This window comes from Rhodoferax sp. (assembly GCF_011391645.1).
Classification (GTDB): Bacteria; Pseudomonadota; Gammaproteobacteria; order Burkholderiales; family Burkholderiaceae_C; genus Rhodoferax.
Genome location: NZ_JAABQC010000001.1, coordinates 15,514 through 34,841, shown reverse-complemented (window position 1 = coordinate 34,841; position 19,328 = coordinate 15,514). Strand labels below are relative to the sequence as shown.

General features: G+C 60.4%; 21 protein-coding genes. 3 read left to right on the top strand and 18 right to left on the bottom strand.

Annotated elements, in window-relative coordinates; genetic code table 11:
• Positions 1-38: 38 nt before the first annotated feature.
• From GPS82_RS00175 to GPS82_RS00120, 12 genes are all read right to left on the bottom strand, one after another.
• Positions 39-1,070: a MucB/RseB C-terminal domain-containing protein gene (locus tag GPS82_RS00175; protein WP_296490049.1), complete on the bottom strand. Its 1,032-nt coding sequence runs from the start codon at positions 1,068-1,070 to the stop codon at positions 39-41.
• The gene (locus GPS82_RS00170) at positions 1,067-1,768 is read right to left on the bottom strand and encodes a sigma-E factor negative regulatory protein (RefSeq protein WP_296490048.1); all 702 of its coding nucleotides are present in this window, start codon (positions 1,766-1,768) and stop codon (positions 1,067-1,069) included. The genes GPS82_RS00175 and GPS82_RS00170 overlap by 4 nt, the downstream gene beginning before the upstream one ends.
• Positions 1,769-1,819: 51 nt before the next feature.
• Positions 1,820-2,464: an RNA polymerase sigma factor RpoE gene (gene rpoE, locus GPS82_RS00165; protein WP_296490047.1), complete on the bottom strand. Its 645-nt coding sequence runs from the start codon at positions 2,462-2,464 to the stop codon at positions 1,820-1,822.
• Positions 2,465-2,932, bottom strand: a complete 468-nt coding sequence (locus GPS82_RS00160; RefSeq protein ID WP_296490046.1) for a hypothetical protein — start codon at positions 2,930-2,932, stop codon at positions 2,465-2,467. It abuts the gene before it with no gap.
• A 25-nt stretch (positions 2,933-2,957) separates the two neighbouring features.
• Positions 2,958-4,205, bottom strand: a complete 1,248-nt coding sequence (gene fabF / locus GPS82_RS00155; RefSeq protein ID WP_296490092.1) for a beta-ketoacyl-ACP synthase II — start codon at positions 4,203-4,205, stop codon at positions 2,958-2,960.
• A 150-nt stretch (positions 4,206-4,355) separates the two neighbouring features.
• A complete protein-coding gene (gene acpP / locus GPS82_RS00150) occupies positions 4,356-4,595 on the bottom strand; it encodes an acyl carrier protein (RefSeq protein ID WP_296490045.1) in 240 nt (79 codons plus the stop codon).
• A gap of 118 nt (positions 4,596-4,713) precedes the next feature.
• Positions 4,714-5,463 carry a 3-oxoacyl-ACP reductase FabG gene (fabG, locus tag GPS82_RS00145; protein ID WP_296490044.1) on the bottom strand — a complete coding sequence of 250 codons (750 nt, stop codon included), beginning with the start codon at positions 5,461-5,463 and terminating at the stop codon, positions 4,714-4,716.
• 1 nt (position 5,464) lies between these two features.
• Positions 5,465-6,424: an ACP S-malonyltransferase gene (gene fabD / locus GPS82_RS00140; protein WP_296490043.1), complete on the bottom strand. Its 960-nt coding sequence runs from the start codon at positions 6,422-6,424 to the stop codon at positions 5,465-5,467.
• A gap of 54 nt (positions 6,425-6,478) precedes the next feature.
• Positions 6,479-7,456, bottom strand: a complete 978-nt coding sequence (locus GPS82_RS00135) for a beta-ketoacyl-ACP synthase III (protein WP_296490042.1) — start codon at positions 7,454-7,456, stop codon at positions 6,479-6,481.
• 3 nt (positions 7,457-7,459) lie between these two features.
• Positions 7,460-8,506 (bottom strand): phosphate acyltransferase PlsX, encoded by a 1,047-nt coding sequence (gene plsX, locus GPS82_RS00130; RefSeq protein WP_296490041.1) that lies wholly within the window; start codon positions 8,504-8,506, stop codon positions 7,460-7,462.
• A 116-nt stretch (positions 8,507-8,622) separates the two neighbouring features.
• Positions 8,623-8,805 carry a 50S ribosomal protein L32 gene (gene rpmF / locus GPS82_RS00125; protein WP_296490040.1) on the bottom strand — a complete coding sequence of 61 codons (183 nt, stop codon included), beginning with the start codon at positions 8,803-8,805 and terminating at the stop codon, positions 8,623-8,625.
• Between the two features lie 117 nt (positions 8,806-8,922).
• Positions 8,923-9,366, bottom strand: coding sequence for a YceD family protein (locus tag GPS82_RS00120; protein WP_363716670.1), 444 nt, complete (start codon positions 9,364-9,366; stop codon positions 8,923-8,925).
• Positions 9,367-9,493: 127 nt separating this feature from the next.
• Here GPS82_RS00120 and GPS82_RS00115 point away from each other — a divergent pair, with 127 nt between their 5' ends.
• Both GPS82_RS00115 and GPS82_RS00110 read left to right on the top strand, forming a co-directional pair.
• The gene (locus tag GPS82_RS00115; RefSeq protein WP_296490038.1) at positions 9,494-10,087 is read left to right on the top strand and encodes a Maf family nucleotide pyrophosphatase; all 594 of its coding nucleotides are present in this window, start codon (positions 9,494-9,496) and stop codon (positions 10,085-10,087) included.
• A 2-nt stretch (positions 10,088-10,089) separates the two neighbouring features.
• The gene (locus GPS82_RS00110; protein ID WP_296490037.1) at positions 10,090-10,866 is read left to right on the top strand and encodes an SAM-dependent methyltransferase; all 777 of its coding nucleotides are present in this window, start codon (positions 10,090-10,092) and stop codon (positions 10,864-10,866) included.
• A 23-nt stretch (positions 10,867-10,889) separates the two neighbouring features.
• Here GPS82_RS00110 and GPS82_RS00105 read toward each other — a convergent pair whose 3' ends face one another.
• From GPS82_RS00105 to GPS82_RS00090, 4 genes are read right to left on the bottom strand one after another with little or no spacing between them, the layout of a single operon-like run.
• Positions 10,890-11,897: a S49 family peptidase gene (locus GPS82_RS00105; RefSeq protein WP_296490036.1), complete on the bottom strand. Its 1,008-nt coding sequence runs from the start codon at positions 11,895-11,897 to the stop codon at positions 10,890-10,892.
• 3 nt (positions 11,898-11,900) lie between these two features.
• Positions 11,901-12,266: a Rieske 2Fe-2S domain-containing protein gene (locus GPS82_RS00100; RefSeq protein WP_296490035.1), complete on the bottom strand. Its 366-nt coding sequence runs from the start codon at positions 12,264-12,266 to the stop codon at positions 11,901-11,903.
• A 9-nt stretch (positions 12,267-12,275) separates the two neighbouring features.
• Positions 12,276-12,935, bottom strand: coding sequence for an HAD-IA family hydrolase (locus GPS82_RS00095; protein ID WP_296490034.1), 660 nt, complete (start codon positions 12,933-12,935; stop codon positions 12,276-12,278).
• Entirely contained in the window at positions 12,932-13,969 is a 1,038-nt protein-coding gene (locus tag GPS82_RS00090; RefSeq protein ID WP_296490033.1) for an RluA family pseudouridine synthase, read from the bottom strand. Before GPS82_RS00090 ends, GPS82_RS00095 begins: the two co-directional genes overlap by 4 nt.
• 522 nt (positions 13,970-14,491) lie before the next feature.
• Between GPS82_RS00090 and GPS82_RS00085 the strand changes: the two genes are divergently transcribed.
• Positions 14,492-17,428 (top strand): Rne/Rng family ribonuclease, encoded by a 2,937-nt coding sequence (locus GPS82_RS00085; RefSeq protein WP_296490032.1) that lies wholly within the window; start codon positions 14,492-14,494, stop codon positions 17,426-17,428.
• 110 nt (positions 17,429-17,538) lie between these two features.
• Here the strand turns inward: GPS82_RS00085 and GPS82_RS00080 are convergent, their stop codons facing one another.
• Together GPS82_RS00080 and GPS82_RS00075 are read right to left on the bottom strand one after the other, a co-directional pair.
• Positions 17,539-18,825 (bottom strand): heme biosynthesis HemY N-terminal domain-containing protein, encoded by a 1,287-nt coding sequence (locus GPS82_RS00080; RefSeq protein WP_296490031.1) that lies wholly within the window; start codon positions 18,823-18,825, stop codon positions 17,539-17,541.
• Between the two features lie 2 nt (positions 18,826-18,827).
• Positions 18,828-19,328: uroporphyrinogen-III C-methyltransferase (locus GPS82_RS00075; protein WP_296490030.1), on the bottom strand; the 501-nt coding region annotated here is incomplete at its 5' end.

The following is a 19,328-nucleotide window of genomic DNA, read 5'->3' as shown; positions in this document are numbered from 1 at the left end:
GTCGGCCTTATCAAAAAAACATACACAGAAATATAGACTTATTTTTTTCTTTCAAGACCCTGGACAAAAATGGCCAGGGTCTGCGTGGGCACTTCACCCACGGCGGTGATCCACCAAGGACCCAGGCGATGCGTCAGCATATGGGTGGCCCCCCTGGCAAATTTGTCGTGCCGCACCATGTTGCTATGGCGCGCGGCATCAAAGCTTTCTATGAACAGCGACACCGAAGCCAGTCCGTCCGAAAAAACCCACTGCAAGGTGCTCCCTTTGCGGTCGGAAGGATCCATATTCACCCGTTTGTGGCAAGCCATGGGTTTGAAACCCGCGACTTGTGCCTTCATGCCCCAGCCCTCCTGCGCCGCCGTGGTCTTGACCAGTTCGGGCCTTTTGATCTGGTAACCCTCGGTGTTGTTCATCTGTGCAACAAGTTTGGCCATATTGAGAGGCTCGTTCAACTGCAACTCCGAAAACGCCGCCTGCTCCAACACGCCCCGGGCTGGGTCGAGCGTTTGCAGTTTCACCACCACACCGCTTTCACGCTCGGTCCAGACCTTGTAACCAAAACGCAGCGCATCGACCGGCACCAGTTGCACCACCTCAGAGTCAAGCCCGGCAACGCGCTCCTGTCCCAAGGTCTTCAGCCGGTAAAACCGGGCGATCGAAGAGTCCGCCCGGTTCAGCAAATTGGGAAACAGGCCGAGCGAATCGCGGCTCTCGGATATCACCACCCGCCGGTCCGGCAAAAAAGTCATCACCTGATCGTTGTGGCGAAAGGTGCTGCGCGCCGCGCCGGTCAGGGTGTCGACCCGCTCAATTTGCTGCTGGCCATCACACGCATGCCAGATGCGTGATGTCGACAGCGTGTCGCCAACAGTCACCACAAAAGTGCCCGCGTAGGACCGCAACCGGGCAGCGTCATGCAAGCGCATCAGCCAGCGGCTGATCGACGCCCCCTCAACAGGGGTCACCTGCGACGTTCCGGCAGGCAGGCGGACCTCGTTTTGGGCCCTGGCCGCACTGGCGTTCAGAAGAAGTCCCAGCCCCAGCGCCCAAGGCAACAATCGGATCAACGCGCACCCTCCTCAAATGTGGCATTGCGCAGGAAACCGGTGGGCATTTGCAGTGCCGAGGTGCCGCCAAACTGGCGGTGTGCCGCCAGCAAGGCATCAAGCTGCGGGTCCCGAATCATGACCGGCGCCGCGCTCACGGTTGGCTCATTCTTGCCGGCACCGTCGCGCGAGGGAGTCGCTGACAAGTCGCCCATGGAGGCCAAGGTGGCGCTTGATGGCGCAGGTTGGGCGGCAGTTGCAGGCGCCGCAACGGGCGCAGTGGCCAGTTGCGCACCCTGTGAACCGGAATCCTGAAAACCTTGCCACGCCATCACTCCCACCACGGCAACTGAGGCCAGGCCCACGACCAGGCGCCAGGCGTTGTCGTTGGCGCTGACAAGCCGTGGAGCAGTCCTGGCTTGAGTGTCTGAAACGCGTGCGTTATCCGCCAGCAGGTCTCCCGCAGGGTGCAAAGCCAAAGGCGCGGCCTCTTGTTGCAGCCTGGCGCGCAGTCGCATCACAAAGTCGGCATCTTTGGCGCTGGCGGTCGATTGCCCGGTGCGCATGACGTCACCCAGCACATGGTAGGCATGCCAGCTTTGGCGTGCCTCGCTGCTGGCGTCCAACTGCGCCAGCGCATTTGAAAATTCATCGCCACGCAGTTGCCCGTCGACCAGCGCCGACACCAACTCGGTGTTTCTCATGGATTTATCTGTCATGCTTGTCCTGCTCTCTTGAAAGATTTCATGGTGATTGGCCAGCCGCGATAACTACCAACGCTTGCCATTTTGATTTTCAAGCATGGGTTTGATCTTGGCGGAGACAGCCTCTCGCGCCCTGAAGATGCGCGAGCGCACGGTTCCCAAAGGGCAATTCATCACTTCAGCAATCTCCTCGTAACTCAAACCCTCAATCTCGCGCAAGGTCAAGGCCTGTTTCAAATCGTTGGGCAAGGCATCAAGCGCCGCATTCACGGCCTGGCCGATTTCCTTGGCCGCCAACACCGACTCGGGCGTTTCGTCCGTACTTGGTTCACTTCTGCGTTGAAAAGTTTCATCTTCTTCGTGATTGGATTGCAGGGTGCCCAGAAAAACTGCGGGATCGTTTTTGAACTTGAGTAAAAAGCGCTTGGCAGTATTGACAGCAATACGGTAAAGCCAGGTGTAAAACTGGGCGTCACCGCGAAACTGGTGGAGCGCCCGGTAAGCGCGAATAAAAGTCTCCTGCGCAATGTCTTCCACCAGGTCCACATCACGCACCATGCGCCTGATGAGCCGCTCGATGCGGCGCTGGTACTTGATCACCAGCAATTCAAAAGCGCGCTGATCCCCAGCGCGCGCGCGTTCCACCAGCATGGCATCACTGTCGCCAGGCGCTGTTTCGGGATCTGGTTCGATGGGTGATTCAGTCGACATTCAGGTCTCTGCCGAAGCTGCCGGGCGCAAAGGTTCCTGTTCGGCCGGAACGGATGACGTATTGAACAGGGCGCGACGCAATGCCAGCCAGCGCTCAGGCTGGGCCTGCCGCGCCGGCCACGCCCACCGGGCAGGTCCGGTGGAGGGGCGCAAAAGGATTAGCAAGTGATGTTGTCCGTCGACAATGACTTGCGGCACAACAGCCAGGCTGGACGACCCAGAGCGCAACAGCCAGCCCTGGCCGTCCCAGACCAGTTGAGCTGCAACGGTGTGCCAGACACTCCAGATGGCCCACACGCAGGTGACCGACCAAAGCAACAAACCCAGAGCATGCCCAAGCCCGTGCCCTTTTGAGATCAACCACCAGACCACTTGCACGATGGCACCGGCAAACACCACAGCCAGTGTCAGCCCCGCCTGAAAACGCGAACGCCCCACCGGGTAGATCACCGCTGGGGGCTTGTACATGCTGTCAGTCGGTACCAGTGAAACGTCAGGGTGCCCGTTTAAAAACCAGCGAGCCGTTGGTGCCGCCAAAACCAAAATTGTTTTTGACAGCCACGTCAATCTTCATGTCGCGCGCGGTGTTGGCACAAAAATCCAGATCACAGTCGGGGTCCTGACTGTAGATGTTGGTGGTGGGCGGGCTTTTTTGGTGATGCAAAGCCAGCACGGTCACCACCGATTCCAGGCCACCGGCCCCACCCAGCAAGTGGCCGGTCATGGATTTGGTGGAGTTGACCACGATTTTTTTGGCATGATCCCCAAGCGCTGCCTTGATGGCGTTGGACTCATTGGTGTCCCCCAGGGGGGTCGAGGTGCCATGCGCATTGAGGTAGTTGACCTGGTCTGCATTGACACCCGCATTGCGCAAGGCACTCACCATGGAGCGGCGCGGACCATCCATGTTGGGCGCCGTCATGTGACCGGCATCGGCGCTCATGCCAAAGCCAGCCAGTTCAGCATATATCTTGGCGCCACGCGCCTTGGCGTGCTCGTACTCCTCGAGCACCATGACGCCGGCTCCCTCGCCCAGCACAAAACCGTCACGGTCTTTGTCCCAGGGGCGCGACGCAGTGGTCGGGTCGTCGTTGCGGGTGCTCAGCGCGCGCATGGCGGCAAAACCCCCGACACCCAGCGGTGATACGGCAGCTTCTGCGCCACCCGCCACCACCACATCGGCATCGCCATACTCAATCATGCGCCCAGCCTGGCCAATGCAATGCAGACCCGTGGTGCAGGCAGTCACGATCGCCAGATTTGGCCCCTTGAAGCCAAAGCGGATCGATACATGTCCGGCAATCATGTTGATGATGGTCGATGGCACAAAAAAGGGCGATATCCGGCGTGCGCCGCGTTGGACAAATTCGGCATGCACACTCTCGATCATGGGCAAGCCGCCAATGCCGGAACCGATCACACAGGCGATGCGTGTGGCCATGTCTTCGCTCAAGGCCTCGCCAGTGGGCAGACCCGCGTCGGCCACGGCCTGGGCCGCCGCCGCAATGCCATAGTGGATGAAGGTGTCCATGGTGCGCGCTTCTTTGGCGCTCATGTAGGACTCCACATCAAAACCCTTGACCTCACCCGCAATTTTGCAACTGAAGGTGGAGGCATCAAATTTGGTGATCAAACCCACGCCGGAATGACCGGCCAGCAGGTTGGACCAAGTGGTGTCAACCGTGTTGCCAACGGGACTGACACAACCCAAACCGGTAACGACAACGCGACGACGAGGCATATTCATAAGAATTCAGTGGTTCGTCCGAGTGAGACCCTACCTCTTGACAAGGTGTGGCCAAAATTGGGTATTGCCGCTACCCGGCCGGGTTGATGTCCTGGTTCGGGTGCTGGCACTGACGACGTTCACCCGGAACGTCGCCCGACAGGGTTACGCTTTTTTGTGGTTGGTGGCGTAATCGATGGCGTTTTGCACTGTGGTGATTTTTTCAGCATCTTCATCCGGAATTTCAATTCCAAACTCGTCTTCAAGCGCCATCACCAGCTCGACCGTGTCCAGGGAGTCAGCACCGAGATCAGCCACAAAGGCCTTTTCGTTGGTGACTTGGGATTCTTCAACACCGAGTTGCTCGGCAATGATTTTTTTAACGCGTGCTTCAATATCGCTCATGGGTTCCCTCAAAGGGTTGTGAAAAGATCCGTGATTTTAGCCGGGCCTGAAAGCTGTTTTCAGACCCGGCGGCCGTACGGATAACGCGGCTTTATTTTGTCATCAAAAAGGCTCAGGCTCAGGCCATGAACATGCCACCATTGACGTGCAACTCCTGTCCCGTCACATAACCGGCTTGCGGCGATGCCAGATAAGCCACCGCGTGGGCAATATCAGAAGGTTTACCCAGGTGACCCAGTGGAATTTGGGCGAGCAGCGCCTTGTGCTGCTCGTCGCCCAACCGGGCTGTCATGTCGGTCTCAATAAAACCTGGGGCAATGCAGTTTACCGTGATGTTGCGCGAGCCCAGTTCCCGCGCCAGGGCGCGCGTCATGCCCGCCACGCCGGCCTTGGCGGCGGCGTAATTGGCCTGCCCGGCGTTGCCAGAGGCGCCCACCACCGAGGTGATGCTGATGATGCGGCCGTAACGCTGTTTCATCATGGTGCGCATCACCGCCCGACTCATTCTGAAAACAGCCTTGAGGTTGGTGTCAAGCACCGCGTCCCACTCGTCGTCCTTCATGCGCATGGCCAGGTTGTCACGCGTGATGCCGGCGTTGTTCACCAGAATCTGCAGCCCGCCATGCTCTTTGACGGTGCTGTCGATCAACGCATCCACACCAGCGGCATCGTTGACGTTGAGCACCCGGCCGCTGCAGCCCGCAAAGGCTGACAGCGTCTGCGACACTTTGGCCGCGCCCTCATCAGTGGTCGCCGTGCCAATGACCTTGAGGCCGCGCTCTGCCAGTGCCAGCGCAATCGCCGCACCAATGCCGCGCGAGGCGCCTGTGACCAACGCCACCTGTCCTTCAAACTTGACTTCGCTCATGTTATTGCGCATCCAGAATAAATGTTTTGGCATCCGCCAGGCTGGCCAGGTCAAACAATGGCAAACCCTGCATCTCGGCATCGATACGCCTGGTCATGCCTGCCAGCACCTTGCCCGGACCACATTCGACCAGGGTCGGCAAGCCACGCGCGCCCAGGGCCTGAACACACTCGACCCACCGCACCGGGCCAAAGGCCTGCCGATACAGCGCATCGCGAATCCGGTCGGCATCCTGCTCGACGGCCACGTCAATGTTGTTGACTACCGCGATTTGAGGCGTTGCAAAGACGGTCGCCTGCAGCTTTTCCTTGAGCTTGAGCGCGGCAGGCTTCATCAGGCTGGAGTGGAACGGCGCCGACACCGGCAAAGGCAGGGCGCGTTTGGCACCCATTGACTTCAGCGCCACGCAGGCCTGCTCCACCGCCGCCTTGGAACCCGCAATCACGGTTTGCCCGGGATCGTTGAAATTGACCGCTTCAACCACCTCAGCTGAATTTTGACCAAATGAGGCCGTGACCTCGGCACAGCCGGCGATCACCCTGGCGGCGTCCAGCCCCAGAATAGCCGCCATGGCCCCGACACCCACCGGAACGGCATCCTGCATGGCCTGAGCCCGGAAACGCACCAGCGGCGCAGCTTGTGACAAGCTTAAAACGCCGGCAGCGACCAGTGCTGAATATTCACCCAGGGAGTGCCCCGCCAGCGCTTGTGGCGCCACGCCGACCTCCGCCATCCAGACCCGGTAGGCGGCCACACCGGCAACCAGCATCACAGGCTGTGTGTTGGTGGTCAGTGCCAGCGCCTCTTTCGGGCCATCCTGGATCAAGCGGCCGATGTCTTCGCCCAGGGCATCGGAAGCCTCCTGCAAGGCCGCCAGCACCTGGGGGTGCTCGCCCCAGCCCGCCAGCATGCCAACCGACTGCGAGCCCTGGCCTGGAAATACAAAAGCAAACGGTTTCATAAAAGTGTCGTCAATGAATGAAATTAAGGGTAAGTCGCGGGCACGCGCCCGGGATCAAAGCTCGAGAAGCACCGCGCCCCAGGTGAAACCACCGCCCACCGCCTCCAGCAGGAGCTTTTGGCCGGGCTGCACCTGGCCACTGCGCACTGCCGAATCGAGCGCCAGGCCGACCGATGCCGCCGAGGTGTTACCGTGCTGGTCAACCGTGACGACCACTTTGTCCATTGGCATCTTGAGCTTGCGCGCCGTGCTTTGCATGATACGGATATTGGCCTGGTGCGGAATCAGCCAGTCCACCTCTTTGGCGGTCATGTCAGCTTTTGCCAACACGGCCCGCGCGGCTTCATCAAGCACGCTCACAGCCAGTTTGAACACCGCCTGGCCATCCATGCGCAGCAACGGGTCACCCATGACCTGACCGCCACAGACATGCCCGGGCGTGCACAAAATATTGACATGCTTGCCATCGGCATGAATGTCGGTCGCCAAAATGCCTGGCGTGCGAGAGGCCTGCAGGACCACAGCGCCGGCGCCATCGCCAAATAGCACGCAGGTGGTGCGATCCTTGAAGTCGAGAATGCGCGAGAACACCTCAGCGCCGACCACCAGGGCTTTTTTGACCGTGCCTGCGCGAATCATCGCGTCCGCCACCGTGATCGCGTAAATGAAACCGCTGCAAACTGCCTGAACGTCAAAGGCGGGCGCGCCGTGGTTGCCCAGTTTGTTTTGCAAAATGCAGGCTGTCGAAGGAAACACCATGTCGGGCGTGGAGGTGGCCACGATGATCAGGTCCAGGTCTTTGGCATCCACGCCGGCTGCCTGCAAGGCGTTGGTGGAGGCGACCAGCGCCAGGTCGCTGCTGAACACGCCGGCATCGGCAAAATGCCGGGCCCGAATACCGGTGCGCTCCACGATCCAATCGTCGCTGGACTCAATCCCTTGGGTGGCCAGTTGCGCCACCAAGTCGGCATTGGTGAGGCGCCGGGTCGGCAAACAACTGCCAGTGCCAGTTATGCGTGAATATATTTTCATGTCTCAAAGGGGGAACACTGCCTGCGATTCAATTGACACATCTGCCGCCAACAACGGGGCTGCATGCGCAATCCTTACGCGAACACGATCCAACAAGTTGTTCCGGGCTGCATCATACGCCCGCGACAGCGCGAAGCCAAAAGCCAACTCGTCTGCCGAGCCATGGCTCTTGAAGACCAAACCGCGCAAACCCAACAACGCACCACCGTTGTAACGCCGGTGGTCCATACGTTTTTTGAGCGCAGAAATGACCGGATAAGCTGCAATTGCAGACATTTTGGTGAGGATGTTGCGCGAAAACTCCTTTTTCAAAAAGTCCACAATCATCCCGGCGAGGCCCTCGCTGGCCTTCAATGCCACATTACCGACAAAGCCGTCGCAAACCACAATGTCGGCCGTGCCCTTGAAGATATCGTTACCTTCAACGTTGCCATAAAAATTCAAATCACCCGTTTTAGCTGCAGTTCGCAGCAAATCACCCGCTTTTTTGATGACTTCATTGCCTTTGATGGCTTCTTCACCAATATTGAGCAAGCCCACCGACGGATTGTCTTCACCACTGAGCACCGACACCAGCGCCGATCCCATGACTGCAAACTGCAACAAATGCTCGGCGGTGCAATCGACATTGGCACCCATGTCCAGCACCGTGGTGGCGGCTCCTTTGGCGTTGGGGATTTGTCCGGCAATGGCGGGACGGTCTATACCGTCCAGAGTTTTCAACAGGTAGCGTGAAATGGCCATCAAGGCACCGGTATTGCCCGCCGACACCGCCGCCTGGGCAGCGCCGTCTTTGACCTGCATGATCGCCACCCGCATCGACGAGTCTTTTTTACGCCGCAGCGCCACTTCCAGCGAGTCGTCCATGGTGACCACCTCGCTGGCGAGCACCACCCTGGCCCGCGCATGGGTGTAGCCGGCCATACTCTGCGGCAAACCCACCAAAATCAGTTGCACCTCGGCGTGCTGATCCAGAAAACGGGAGCACGCCGGCAACGTGACCACAGGGCCGTGGTCGCCGCCCATGCAGTCAACAGCAATAGTGATCATGAATAACAGCTCGCACAACAAACATCAATGACAAGTCCAATGCGAATCAGAACCAAAAAAGCAAAAGCCCGGGGCTACACGATGGGTAGCCCCGGGCCTTGGGAGTCAGATTGACGTTAAGCTTCAGACTTGCTCTTGATCACTTGACGGCCGCGGTAAAACCCGTTGGGGCTGATGTGATGACGCAGATGCGTTTCGCCCGTGGTGGCCTCCACGGCAATACCCGGGACCACCAAAGCGTTGTGCGAACGGTGCATGCCGCGCTTGGAAGGTGACTTCTTGTTTTGTTGGACGGCCATGTTCCGCTCCTTAAAGCTATAAGCTGCCGGAGTGGCAGCAAATGGGGATGATTAAAAAGCGCATGTCGACATGCGCAAAAGCTGCAGAGTATAACCCAAGACAAAGGGTGTTGGGCATTACTGCTTGCCGGGAGCTTTCAGACCAGCCAGCGCTGCAAACGGATTGGGCTTGGGCTGCGCCTCTTCAAAGTCAGCATCCACAGCCACCAATTTGACGGGCAATGGGCAGGTTTCGTGGCGCGGCACCACCGGCAAATCCATCAGCACCTCGTCTTCAATCAACGCAGCAAGGTCAAACTCCTGGCTGAGCACCAGCACATCCTCCGGCGATGCGTCATCCTCCAATTCAGCCTGCGCTTCACTCTCGACGAAGCGGAAAGAACGCTCGATCTGGACCGGCACATCCACCGGTCCCAGGCAGCGCTGGCAGGTCAGGGGCAGGCTGACCTGCACACGCAAGTGCAGCCAAACCTGTTCCTGACCGGCATGGTCGGGCCGAAGCTCGCCGGACACTGACCAGGACACACTGTTTTGAGACCCAAGGCCTTGAGTTTCTTCCATGAGACGCTCAAAATTTGACAGCACGTCTTGACCAGACAGTGGCTGCGAAGATTGACCAACCTGCTTGACGTTGATTTTGGGGGGGCGTTGGTGTTCAGTCATGCGCGCAGTGTAAGAGAATCGGGGCATGACTGACACACACCCCCGCCCGTTGATTCTGGCTTCCACCTCGATTTACCGTCGCCACTTGCTTGAGCGACTGCGCTTGCCTTTTTCTGTGGTCGCCTCCGATGTCGACGAGCTTGCCCTACCCGAAGAGGCGCCAGAGCCGCTGGCCAGAAGGTTGGCTTTGGCCAAGGCACAGGCGGTGGCAGCTCAGCACCCGGACTGCGTGGTCATCGGTTCCGACCAAGTGGCCGACCTCAACGGTGAAGCCCTGGGCAAGCCGGGCAATCACGCGCGCGCGGTCGCCCAATTGCAGCGTATGCGCGGGCAGACGGTCATCTTTCAGACCGCTGTCGCCGTAGTCTGCCGGGCCAGCGGGTTCGCCCAAACCGAGCTGGCACAGGTCAAGGTGCAATTCAGGGATTTGACCGATGACCAGATCGAGCGCTACCTGTTGGCAGAGACACCCTACGACTGCGCGGGCAGTGCCAAAAGCGAAGGGCTCGGCATTAGCCTGCTGGCGCGCATCGACAACGACGATCCCACCGCTCTGGTGGGCTTGCCGTTGATTCGCACCTGTCAACTCCTCGAAGCCGCCGGGCTCAGGGTGTTATGACCATGACATCTCTCGCCACCACCCCAAGGGGCCGACTCTACCTGGTACCCGCACCGCTCGACTTTGGCTGCGCCACCACCGCCGATTTAAGTGCCACCATGCCCCTGGGCACCATCAAAGTGGCGGCCGGCCTGGCGCACTGGGTGTGTGAAAACGCCAAGTCAGCGCGCGCCTACCTCAAACGGGTCAACGAGATCTCGCCGCTGTGCCTGCCCATCCAGGCCCTGTCGCTGGTGGAACTGCCGCGTGAAGTTCACAAAAAAGGTGACCACAACGGCAACTTTGACGCCCGCGCGCTGTTGCAACCCGCTCTGCAAGGAAATGACATGGGACTGGTCAGCGAGGCCGGCATGCCCGCCGTGGCCGACCCCGGTTCGTCAGTGGTGCGTGCTGCCCACGAATTGGGCATCCAGGTCGTCCCGCTGGTCGGCCCGGTCTCCTTGATGCTGGCGCTGGCCGCCAGCGGCCTTAACGGTCAGAACTTCGCCTTTGTCGGCTACTTGCCACAGGATCCGCATGAGCGCGTGCAGCGCATCCGGGAGTTGGAAGCGCTGGCGCTCAAGTCCGGCCAATCACAATTGTTCATTGAAACACCCTACCGCAACCTGGTCATGTTGCAGGCACTGCTGCAAACCCTGCAGCACAACACGCGCCTGGCCATCAGCAGCGGGCTGACGCTGGAGGGCGCCGGCATTGCCAGCGACACTGTGAAAAACTGGAAGCACAAGCCGGTGCTGCCGGACAACGCCACCCCGGCCGTGTTTGCCATTGGCCGCTGATCTGGCGGCGCACCTTTTCAATTTCAACGAATGGCAGTAGATGCCCGGAACGCCTGAATGGCGCCCGCGCCCATGGCCGCACCAAAACGCTTGACCAGGCGTTCCGCAACGTTTTCGCGGCGGGTGTAGTCAATGATGTCTTCGGCTTTGACCACTTCACGGGCGACAAAGTCGAGGCTGCCCAACTGGTCGGCCAGCCCCATCTCGACGGCCTGCTGTCCGCTCCAGAACAAACCGCTGAAAGTATCCGGTGTTTCTTTCAAACGCTCACCGCGCCCTTCTTTCACCACCGCAATGAACTGCTGATGAATCTGGTTGAGCATGGCTTGGGCGAACTGGCGCTGCGTCTCGGTCTGGGGGCTGAACGGATCCAGAAACCCCTTGTTTTCACCCGCTGTCATCAGGCGCCGCTCCACCCCCAACTTGTCCATCAACCCGGTAAATCCAAAACCGTCCATCAGCACGCCAATGCTGCCCACGATGCTGGCTTTGTCAACAAATATCTTGTCGGCCGACACGGCAATGTAGTAAGCCGCCGACGCGGCCGACTCTTCCACCACCGCATACACTGGCTTGTTGTGCAGCACCTTGAGCCGTTTGATTTCATCGTTGATGATGCCCGCCTGCACCGGACTGCCGCCAGGCGAGTTGATCAACAGCACCACGGCTTGGGCGCCCACGTCTTCAAAGGCAGTGCGCGCGGAGTCGATGATCAGCTCGGCGCTGGCCTCGGCATCCGAGGCAATTTCCCCCTGGATTTCAATCACGGCGGTGTGCGGGGTGGTCACATTTTGGGTGCTCATGCCCTCACTGACGGCCAGCCACACCAGCGTTGCAAAAAACAGCAGCCAGGCCAGCCGAACAAAAGTGCGCCAGCGCCGCGCCAGGCGCTGCTCGTGCAATGAGGCAAAGGCCAGCTTTTCCAGTGTGGCACGTTCCCAACTCGGTGGCGCCTGCTCGGGTGTTGGCTGATTTTTGCTTACAGAAGCTGCGGTTGACGGCTCCAGGCCGTCGTTGACTGGATCATTCATGAATTAGATTGCGGGTTGAATTTTGCTTGAAGTATGCCAGTACACCATGCCGTTGGACTCTGACAGCTCAATTTTCTCCAAGCCGCCTCGGCACGGCCCCATCAGACAACGCCCGGTTTGCGGCGCATAGGTGGCGCCATGGGTGGCACACATCAGCCAATGCCCGGTCAGGTCAAAAAAACGGTTGGGCTGGTAATCCATTTCCATCGGCACATGGCTGCAGCGGTTCAGGTACGCATGAGCCTGGCCCTGGTAACGCACCGCAAAGGCGGCATTGGTTTGCCCGGCAAAGCGCACCTCAAAGGGCACGGCCAGGCCGCTGTCGAGCAAGTCTTCCGAGCGACAAAGATAAAGAGCTTGCGTTGTCATGCCCGGTGGTCAGGCATTCACACGCAGCCAGTCACGCAGTTGCACCACGTCGTGCGCCACGAGCAGGGGCTTGAGCGCCACAAATGCCTCCGGTTCATGCGCTCCGTAGCTCACGCCCACGCTGGCACAGCCGGCATTGAGCGCCATTTGCAGATCGTGCGTGGTGTCGCCAATCATCAGGGTGCGCTCGGGCGGCACGTCAAATTCGGCCATCAATTCGCGCAACATCAGCGGATCGGGCTTGCCGGCGGTTTGATCGGCGGTACGCGAGGCATCAAAGGTGCCCGCGAGGGTTGAAGTCGCCAGGGCCTCGTCCAGACCGCGGCGGCTTTTGCCGGTCGCCACCACCAACAAATGACCGCGCGCCCTGAGCTCAGCCAACATCGGCAGCACGCCGTCAAACAAATTGATTTCGTGCTGAATCGCAAAATAATGGTGGCGATAACGGTCGCCCAGCATCTGGTAGCGCTCTTTGGGCACATCCGGCGCCGCGTGCGCCAGCGCCTGCATCAGGCCCATGCCAATCACATAAGAGGCTGCCTCGTCACTGGGTTTTTGGCCACCCACATCCAACACGGCGGCCTGAATGCAGCGGGCGATGATGGCGGTGGAATCAAACAGGGTGCCATCCCAGTCGAAGGCGATCAGGTCAAAGCGTCGAAAAGTCATGGTAAGGGGCGCAAAGGCGCCTGGTTTGAGGAAAATTGAGCCAACTCTGGGGGCAACTCTGCCAGAAGTTCGACACGCTCGTCGCTGGCGGGGTGATTGAACTGCAAGCGCCAGGCATGCAAAAACATGCGTTTGAGGCTCGGACGGCTGGCGGCACCGGCCAGCGACTTGTTCAACTCAAAGTCGCCGTACTTGTCGTCGCCCAGAATCGGATGGCCCTCGCTGGCCAGATGCACCCGGATCTGGTGGGTGCGCCCGGTCTTGATCGTCACCTCGAGCAGCGTGCCCTGCGGCAGCCGCTCGCGCACCTTGACCAGGGTCACCGAGGGCATGCCATCAGGGTCATCACGCGCCACCACCTTGACACGGCGCTCACCCGCCTGCGCGTCGTTGCCATCCAGCAAGTACTTGTGCAGCGGCTTGTCGAGCACCTTGAGCCGGGCTGGCCAGTCACCGCGCACCATCGCCAGGTAAGTTTTGCCGGTCTGGCGCTCACGGAACTGGTCTTGCAGGTTTTTAAGGGCACTGCGCTTTTTTGCCACCAACAAAATACCACTGGTCTCACGGTCAAGCCGGTGCACCAGTTCCAGAAATCTGGCCTGCGGGCGCGCCATGCGCAATTGCTCGATCACGCCAAAGCTCACACCCGAACCACCATGCACAGCCACCCCGGCCGGTTTGTTGATCACCAGCAGGTATTCATCTTCCAGCAGCACCGCAAAGTCACGCGCCGGCACACCCCGCAGGCTGCCCTGGGCCATGGCCTGCGCTTTTTCGGCGACCCGTTCGGAAATACGCACTGGCGGCACCCGCAGAGAATCGCCCTCGTTCAGACGCGTGTCGGCACCCACCCTGCCCTTGTTGACGCGCACCTCACCGCTGCGGATCATGCGGTAAATGTGGGTCTTGGGCACCCCTTTCAGGTGACGCATCAGAAAGTTGTCCACCCGCTGGCCGGCGCTGTCCTCATCGATGCAAACGGTTTTTACCTCGGGAGCCGGCGTGGCGGGTTTGCCCTCTATAATGACTTTCACTGGTGGTGTGCTGTAAGTGGTTGATTTAACTAATTGTTAATTCTTTAAGTCGGTGAAGTTTAGTTCACGCGCCTCTTGCCCCGCCAGTAAAGTCGATACCGCCCGACACTTTGCCTGCAAATGACTGCCCACTCGTCAGCCATGGTGTGCCGTGTGAAGGGTTAAAACGACGCATTGAAACCCTGAAATGGAATACCCAAAATTCACAGACCCGTGCTGTGAATGGAATGAAGCGATATGTTTGTGTTGATCAACCTGATGAGTCACTGCCTGCAGCGCGCCACCGTGCTGTTTTTTGGCATGCATCAGGCATCAGCGCCCGTCAAACGGACGCAGCCAGCTGCTATATCAATAGCAAATTTAACACCCAACCCGATCGCTCCCCTCCACGCGCCCATACCCAGACTCATGACCTGAGCCTGCGTTCTCCGGCTATTTCCGCCTCATTTCAAAGCGTCAGTTCGTGTATCCATGCTCGTCATGAGCTTGTTTGTAGATATTTGAATTGAAGGAACGCTACCCATGAAACGGATGCTAATTAACGCGACGCAGGCTGAAGAGCGCCGCCTCGCCATTGTCGATGGCCAAAAACTGCTCGACTACGAAATCGAAATTGAAGGCTGCGAACAGCGCAAGGGCAATATTTACAAGGCCGTGGTGACGCGCGTTGAGCCGTCACTGGAAGCCTGCTTTGTCGATTACGGCGAAGAGCGCCACGGCTTTCTGCCGTTCAAGGAAATCTCCAAACAGTACTTCCAGCCGGGTGTTGCCGCCAGCCAGGCGCGCATCCAGGATGCCATCAGGGAAGGCCAGGAACTGCTGGTGCAAGTGGAAAAAGAAGAGCGCGGCAACAAGGGTGCGGCGCTCACCACCTTTGTCTCACTGGCCGGCCGTTATGTGGTGCTGATGCCGAACAACCCGCGCGGTGGCGGTGTCTCGCGCCGCATTGAAGGCGAGGACCGCGCCGAGCTCAAGGAAGCGCTCGACCAGCTCGAATACCCCAACGGCATGAGCATCATTGCCCGCACCGCCGGCATTGGCCGCGCAGCGCCTGAGCTGCAATGGGACCTGAATTACCTGCTCAAGCTGTGGGCCGCCATTGACGGTGCCGCCAAGGGCGGCAAGGGTGCGTTCCTGATTTACCAGGAGTCCAGCCTGGTGATTCGCGCCATTCGCGACTACTTCAACCACGACATTGGCGACATTCTGATCGACACCGACGACGTGTACGAGCAGGCGCAGCAGTTCATGGCCCATGTGATGCCCGAGCATGCCGCCCGCGTCAAACGCTACCGCGACGATGCCCCGCTGTTTTCGCGCTTTCAGATCGAGCACCAGATCGAGTCGGCCTACGCCCGCACGGTCACGCTGCCCAGCGGCGGCGCCATCGTGATTGACCACACCGAGGCCTTGGTGTCGGTGGATGTGAACTCGGCGCGCGCCATCAAGGGCGGCGACATCGAGGAAACCGCCACCCGCACCAACCTGGAAGCCGCCGAAGAGGTGGCGCGCCAGGCGCGTCTGCGCGACCTCGGCGGCCTGATCGTGATCGACTTCATCGACATGGAAGAAAGCCGCAACCGCCGCGATGTGGAAAGCCGCCTGCGCGATGCGCTGCGCCAGGACCGTGCCCGTGTGCAATTTGGCACCATCAGCAAATTTGGCCTGATGGAAATGAGCCGCCAGCGGCTGCGCCCGGCACTCAGCGAGGGCGCGTCCATTCCCTGCCCGCGCTGCGGCGGTTCGGGCCACATCCGTGACACCGAATCGAGCGCCCTGCAAATCTTGCGCATCATCCAGGAGGAGTCACTCAAAGACAACACCGCCTCGGTGCTGTGCCAGGTGCCCGTCGAAGTGGCGTCGTTCCTGCTCAACGAAAAACGCACCGAAATCGCCAAAATCGAGCTCAAGCAGCGCATCAACGTGCTGATGGTGCCCAACAAGTCGCTGGAAACGCCCAACTACCGCCTGGAACGCCTTAAGCATGACGACCCGCGTCTTGACAACATCGAAGCCAGCTACAAGATGGCCGATGAGGTTGAAGAAGCGACCGCCGTCACGCGCCGCTCGCAGGAACCCACCAACCGGCAAACGCCGATCATCAAAGGCGTGTTGCCTGATGCACCGGCGCCTGTGGCTGTCCCCAAACCGGAACCTGTCAAGCACGCCCCGACCGTGCACACCGCAAAACCCGTCGCAGCGGCACCCGTTGTGGCTGAAAAAGGATTTTTCGGCTGGCTCAAGAGTCTGTTCGGCGTCGGCCCCGAGGCCGCACCAGCCGCCCCCGTGACGCCACCTGCAGCCAAAGACGAGACACGCGCGCCGCGTGAAGGCCGCCCCAACCGTGATGGCGCCCGTCGCCCGGAGGGCCGCGGAGAAAGCCGTCCCGAAGGACGCGGACCGCGCAATGAGGGTCGCAGTGGCCGCAGCGAAGGCCGCAATGACAACCGCGGCAACCGCTCCGGCCGCCCTGACCGCAACAGCGCCGGCAAAGACCGCTCGGAAACACAAAGCTCATTTGACGCGGGCAATGCGAACCCCGACGTGAGTACCGCGCCTGAGGCAGCAGGTCGCGGCGAGCAACGCACTGAGCGCGGCGGCCGCAATGCCGAGCGCGGCGATCGTCCACCCCGCACCGAGCGCGGCGGACGCAATGAACGCCGACCCGAGCGCTCACCCCGCCCTGAAGAAGAGCTTCGCACAGGCGAGGCAGTTGTGAGCCCAAGCGCCGAGGCTGAAGAGAGTTCAACCGCCAATGCCGATCAGGGCAGCGCCGACAACATCGTTCGCGATGAAAACGGGGTGCCAAGGGAAAAGCGCTCGCGCGACCGCTACGGCCGCGACCGCAAACCCCGCTCAGAGCGGACTGAACGCAGCGAGTCTCCCGCGCTGCCAAGCCAGGAGCCCCAGACCGTTGATGCAGCCGCTGAGCAGGAACCGGCGCGCAAGTCTTACTTCAGCATGCCAGCAGCCAGCAGCCAGCCCGAAGCTTCGACGGTGCCGCCTGCGGTGCTGACGCCAGCGCCAACCCCGACTGCGGCGGCTGTGACTGCTGAGCCCGAGTCTTTGCCCCCCGTCGTGGCAGTGCCGGAGGTGGCGCCAGCGGTGGTGGTCGCTGTGCCGGCGCCGGTCGCCGTGCTGGCAACCGCCGCGGTGCTTGCCCCTGTGGCGTTGGCACCCGAGGCACCCGCCAAGGCCATGCCCGCCGTGCAGCCATTTGCCCTGCCGCTGGATGAATTGGCCCAAGTGGCCGAATCATCCGGTCTGCAGTGGGTGCAATCTGATGCAGCCAAAGTAGCCATGGCGCAAGCCGCGATCGCAGTAGCTCCGAAGCCCGTCCACGCGCCGCGCCAACGTGCACCGTTGCCCGTTCTTGACGAGCAGCCGCTGGTTCTGGTGGAAACCAAACGCGACCTGCGCGAGCAGAAGCTGCCTTTTGAGCAAACCGATGCAGCGTAAGGTCTGACTACCCAGAAAAAGGGCACCCTCGGGTGCCCTTTTTTATCGCCAGGATTTCGGCGCTAGAGAAGAATCGATATGCGCAAGCGCCCGGTGTCCGGTCACCCTGCTCACTCGTCCTGGCGCAAAGCCAACAGTGCGGCGTTTTGCCAGGCCTCGGCAGCAGGCTCGGAGTCGCCCTGGCGCTGCGCCAGTGCAGCCAGCATCATCCAGGCACTGGCTGCCAGCCATTTGTCGTTCAGGCGCGGCAAGGCTTGCTTGATCAATTGCTGGGCCTTGCCCCACAATTCCAGGTGCAAACATGCCACGCCAGCCAGATACTGCAACAGGGCATCGCCAGGCTGCGCCAATTGCGCTTGCTCTATGCGCTTCAGCCAGGCTGTATCTACCGTGCTTGAAAATGCTGTTTCAAGCACCCGCACCAATGAAATTTTCTGGCTCTGGTTTATCCCGTCCGGTACTTTGACCATGCGTTCCCACACCGGCAGCAGCCAACCCAATGCGGTGTCCTGGGCGCCGCCCAACACCAGGTAACGCTCAGCGGCAAGACAGGCAACTTCAGGCATGGTCTGCTCGGCAGGCTCCAACTTATACCAGCAGCGCTGCAACTGTTCCGTGTCCCGGGCAGCCTGGATGTTTTCCAGCGCCAGGGCGCGCACCAGGCCGCGGCCAGAATCATCGGAGAAGGCGCGGTGCTTGACCAGCAGACGCGCGGTATCGAGCGCCAGGCCAGACTGACCCGTCAAACGCGCCAACTTGAGGCGCAAGCGCAATGCCAGGGTGCGCCGTGCGACACCCTGCGGCAGTTGCGCAAACCAGTCCTGCGCCGCAGCCGCATCACGATCGCGCAACGACCAGCGCACGGCCCGCAGCAACAGACCCTCGCGGATGCCGGTGGCATCCAGGTTGGTCGAGAGTGCCAGCGCTTGCTGGAAATAAGTATCGCGCGCCGCCTTGTCTTGCAGCGCCTGTGAGCTTTCTGCCGCCATCAAATTGGCCATCACCCGCAAACGCACGGCTGCCGGACCCGCCTCACCGCTCTTCGCCATCACCGCCTCACGCGCCAGCACTTGCTGCGACGCCTTTCTGGACCGGATGAAACGGCCTGCGACAAAGTGCGACATGGCGTCGAGCATGCTGGCATGCATGGCCTGCTCCTGATGGCGCACACGCCAGGAATGCGCCTGCCCCGGCAGGGCAAACAGGGCAGCCAGCGCCCTGAGCGCCAGATGGATCAACAAAAACAGCAAACCGAGCAACACCAGCACCATATTGAGCGACAGATCAACCCGGTGAGGTGGCCAGAAGACGGTGATGGTGCCTGCATTGCTGCTGAAAAACAGCGCCAGCACGACCGCCACGCCAAACAAGCCCAAAAACCACAAAGCCACGCGCATGGTCAGCGTCCTGCAACGGCGGTGGCCAGCACCGCCAGCGAGTCATCAATGCGCGGCAACTGCAGGGTGCGCATTTGCTTTTGCACCTGTTGCAGCAAATCGGCAGCAACCTGGGTTTTGCGCGCATTGGCTTGAAAGTACTTTTTCAGCATGGCTTCCGCATCAGCCAGGTCGGAGCGCGCCGAATCAATTTGGCGCGCCAGCAGCCCAAGGCGGGCGTTGAGCAACCTGAGCTTGAAATTTTCCCGCAAAAAGAACGACTGCTCGGGCGACAACAGCGCCGCTTCTGGAGCCTCGATACGGCTCACCCGGACCAGATTGCGCGCCTCGTCAAGCACCAACTGCAGCCCGCTTTGCCACCAACTGACGGGTGAATTTGGTGGCGTGACCAGATTTTTTTCTGCCTGGCGCACCGGCGCCACCGCATTGGCCAGCGCCAGGTCGTCGGCCAGCCGCACCAATTCGTCGAGCTTGATGAGCAGGGTGGGCGTGTCGCTGACGGC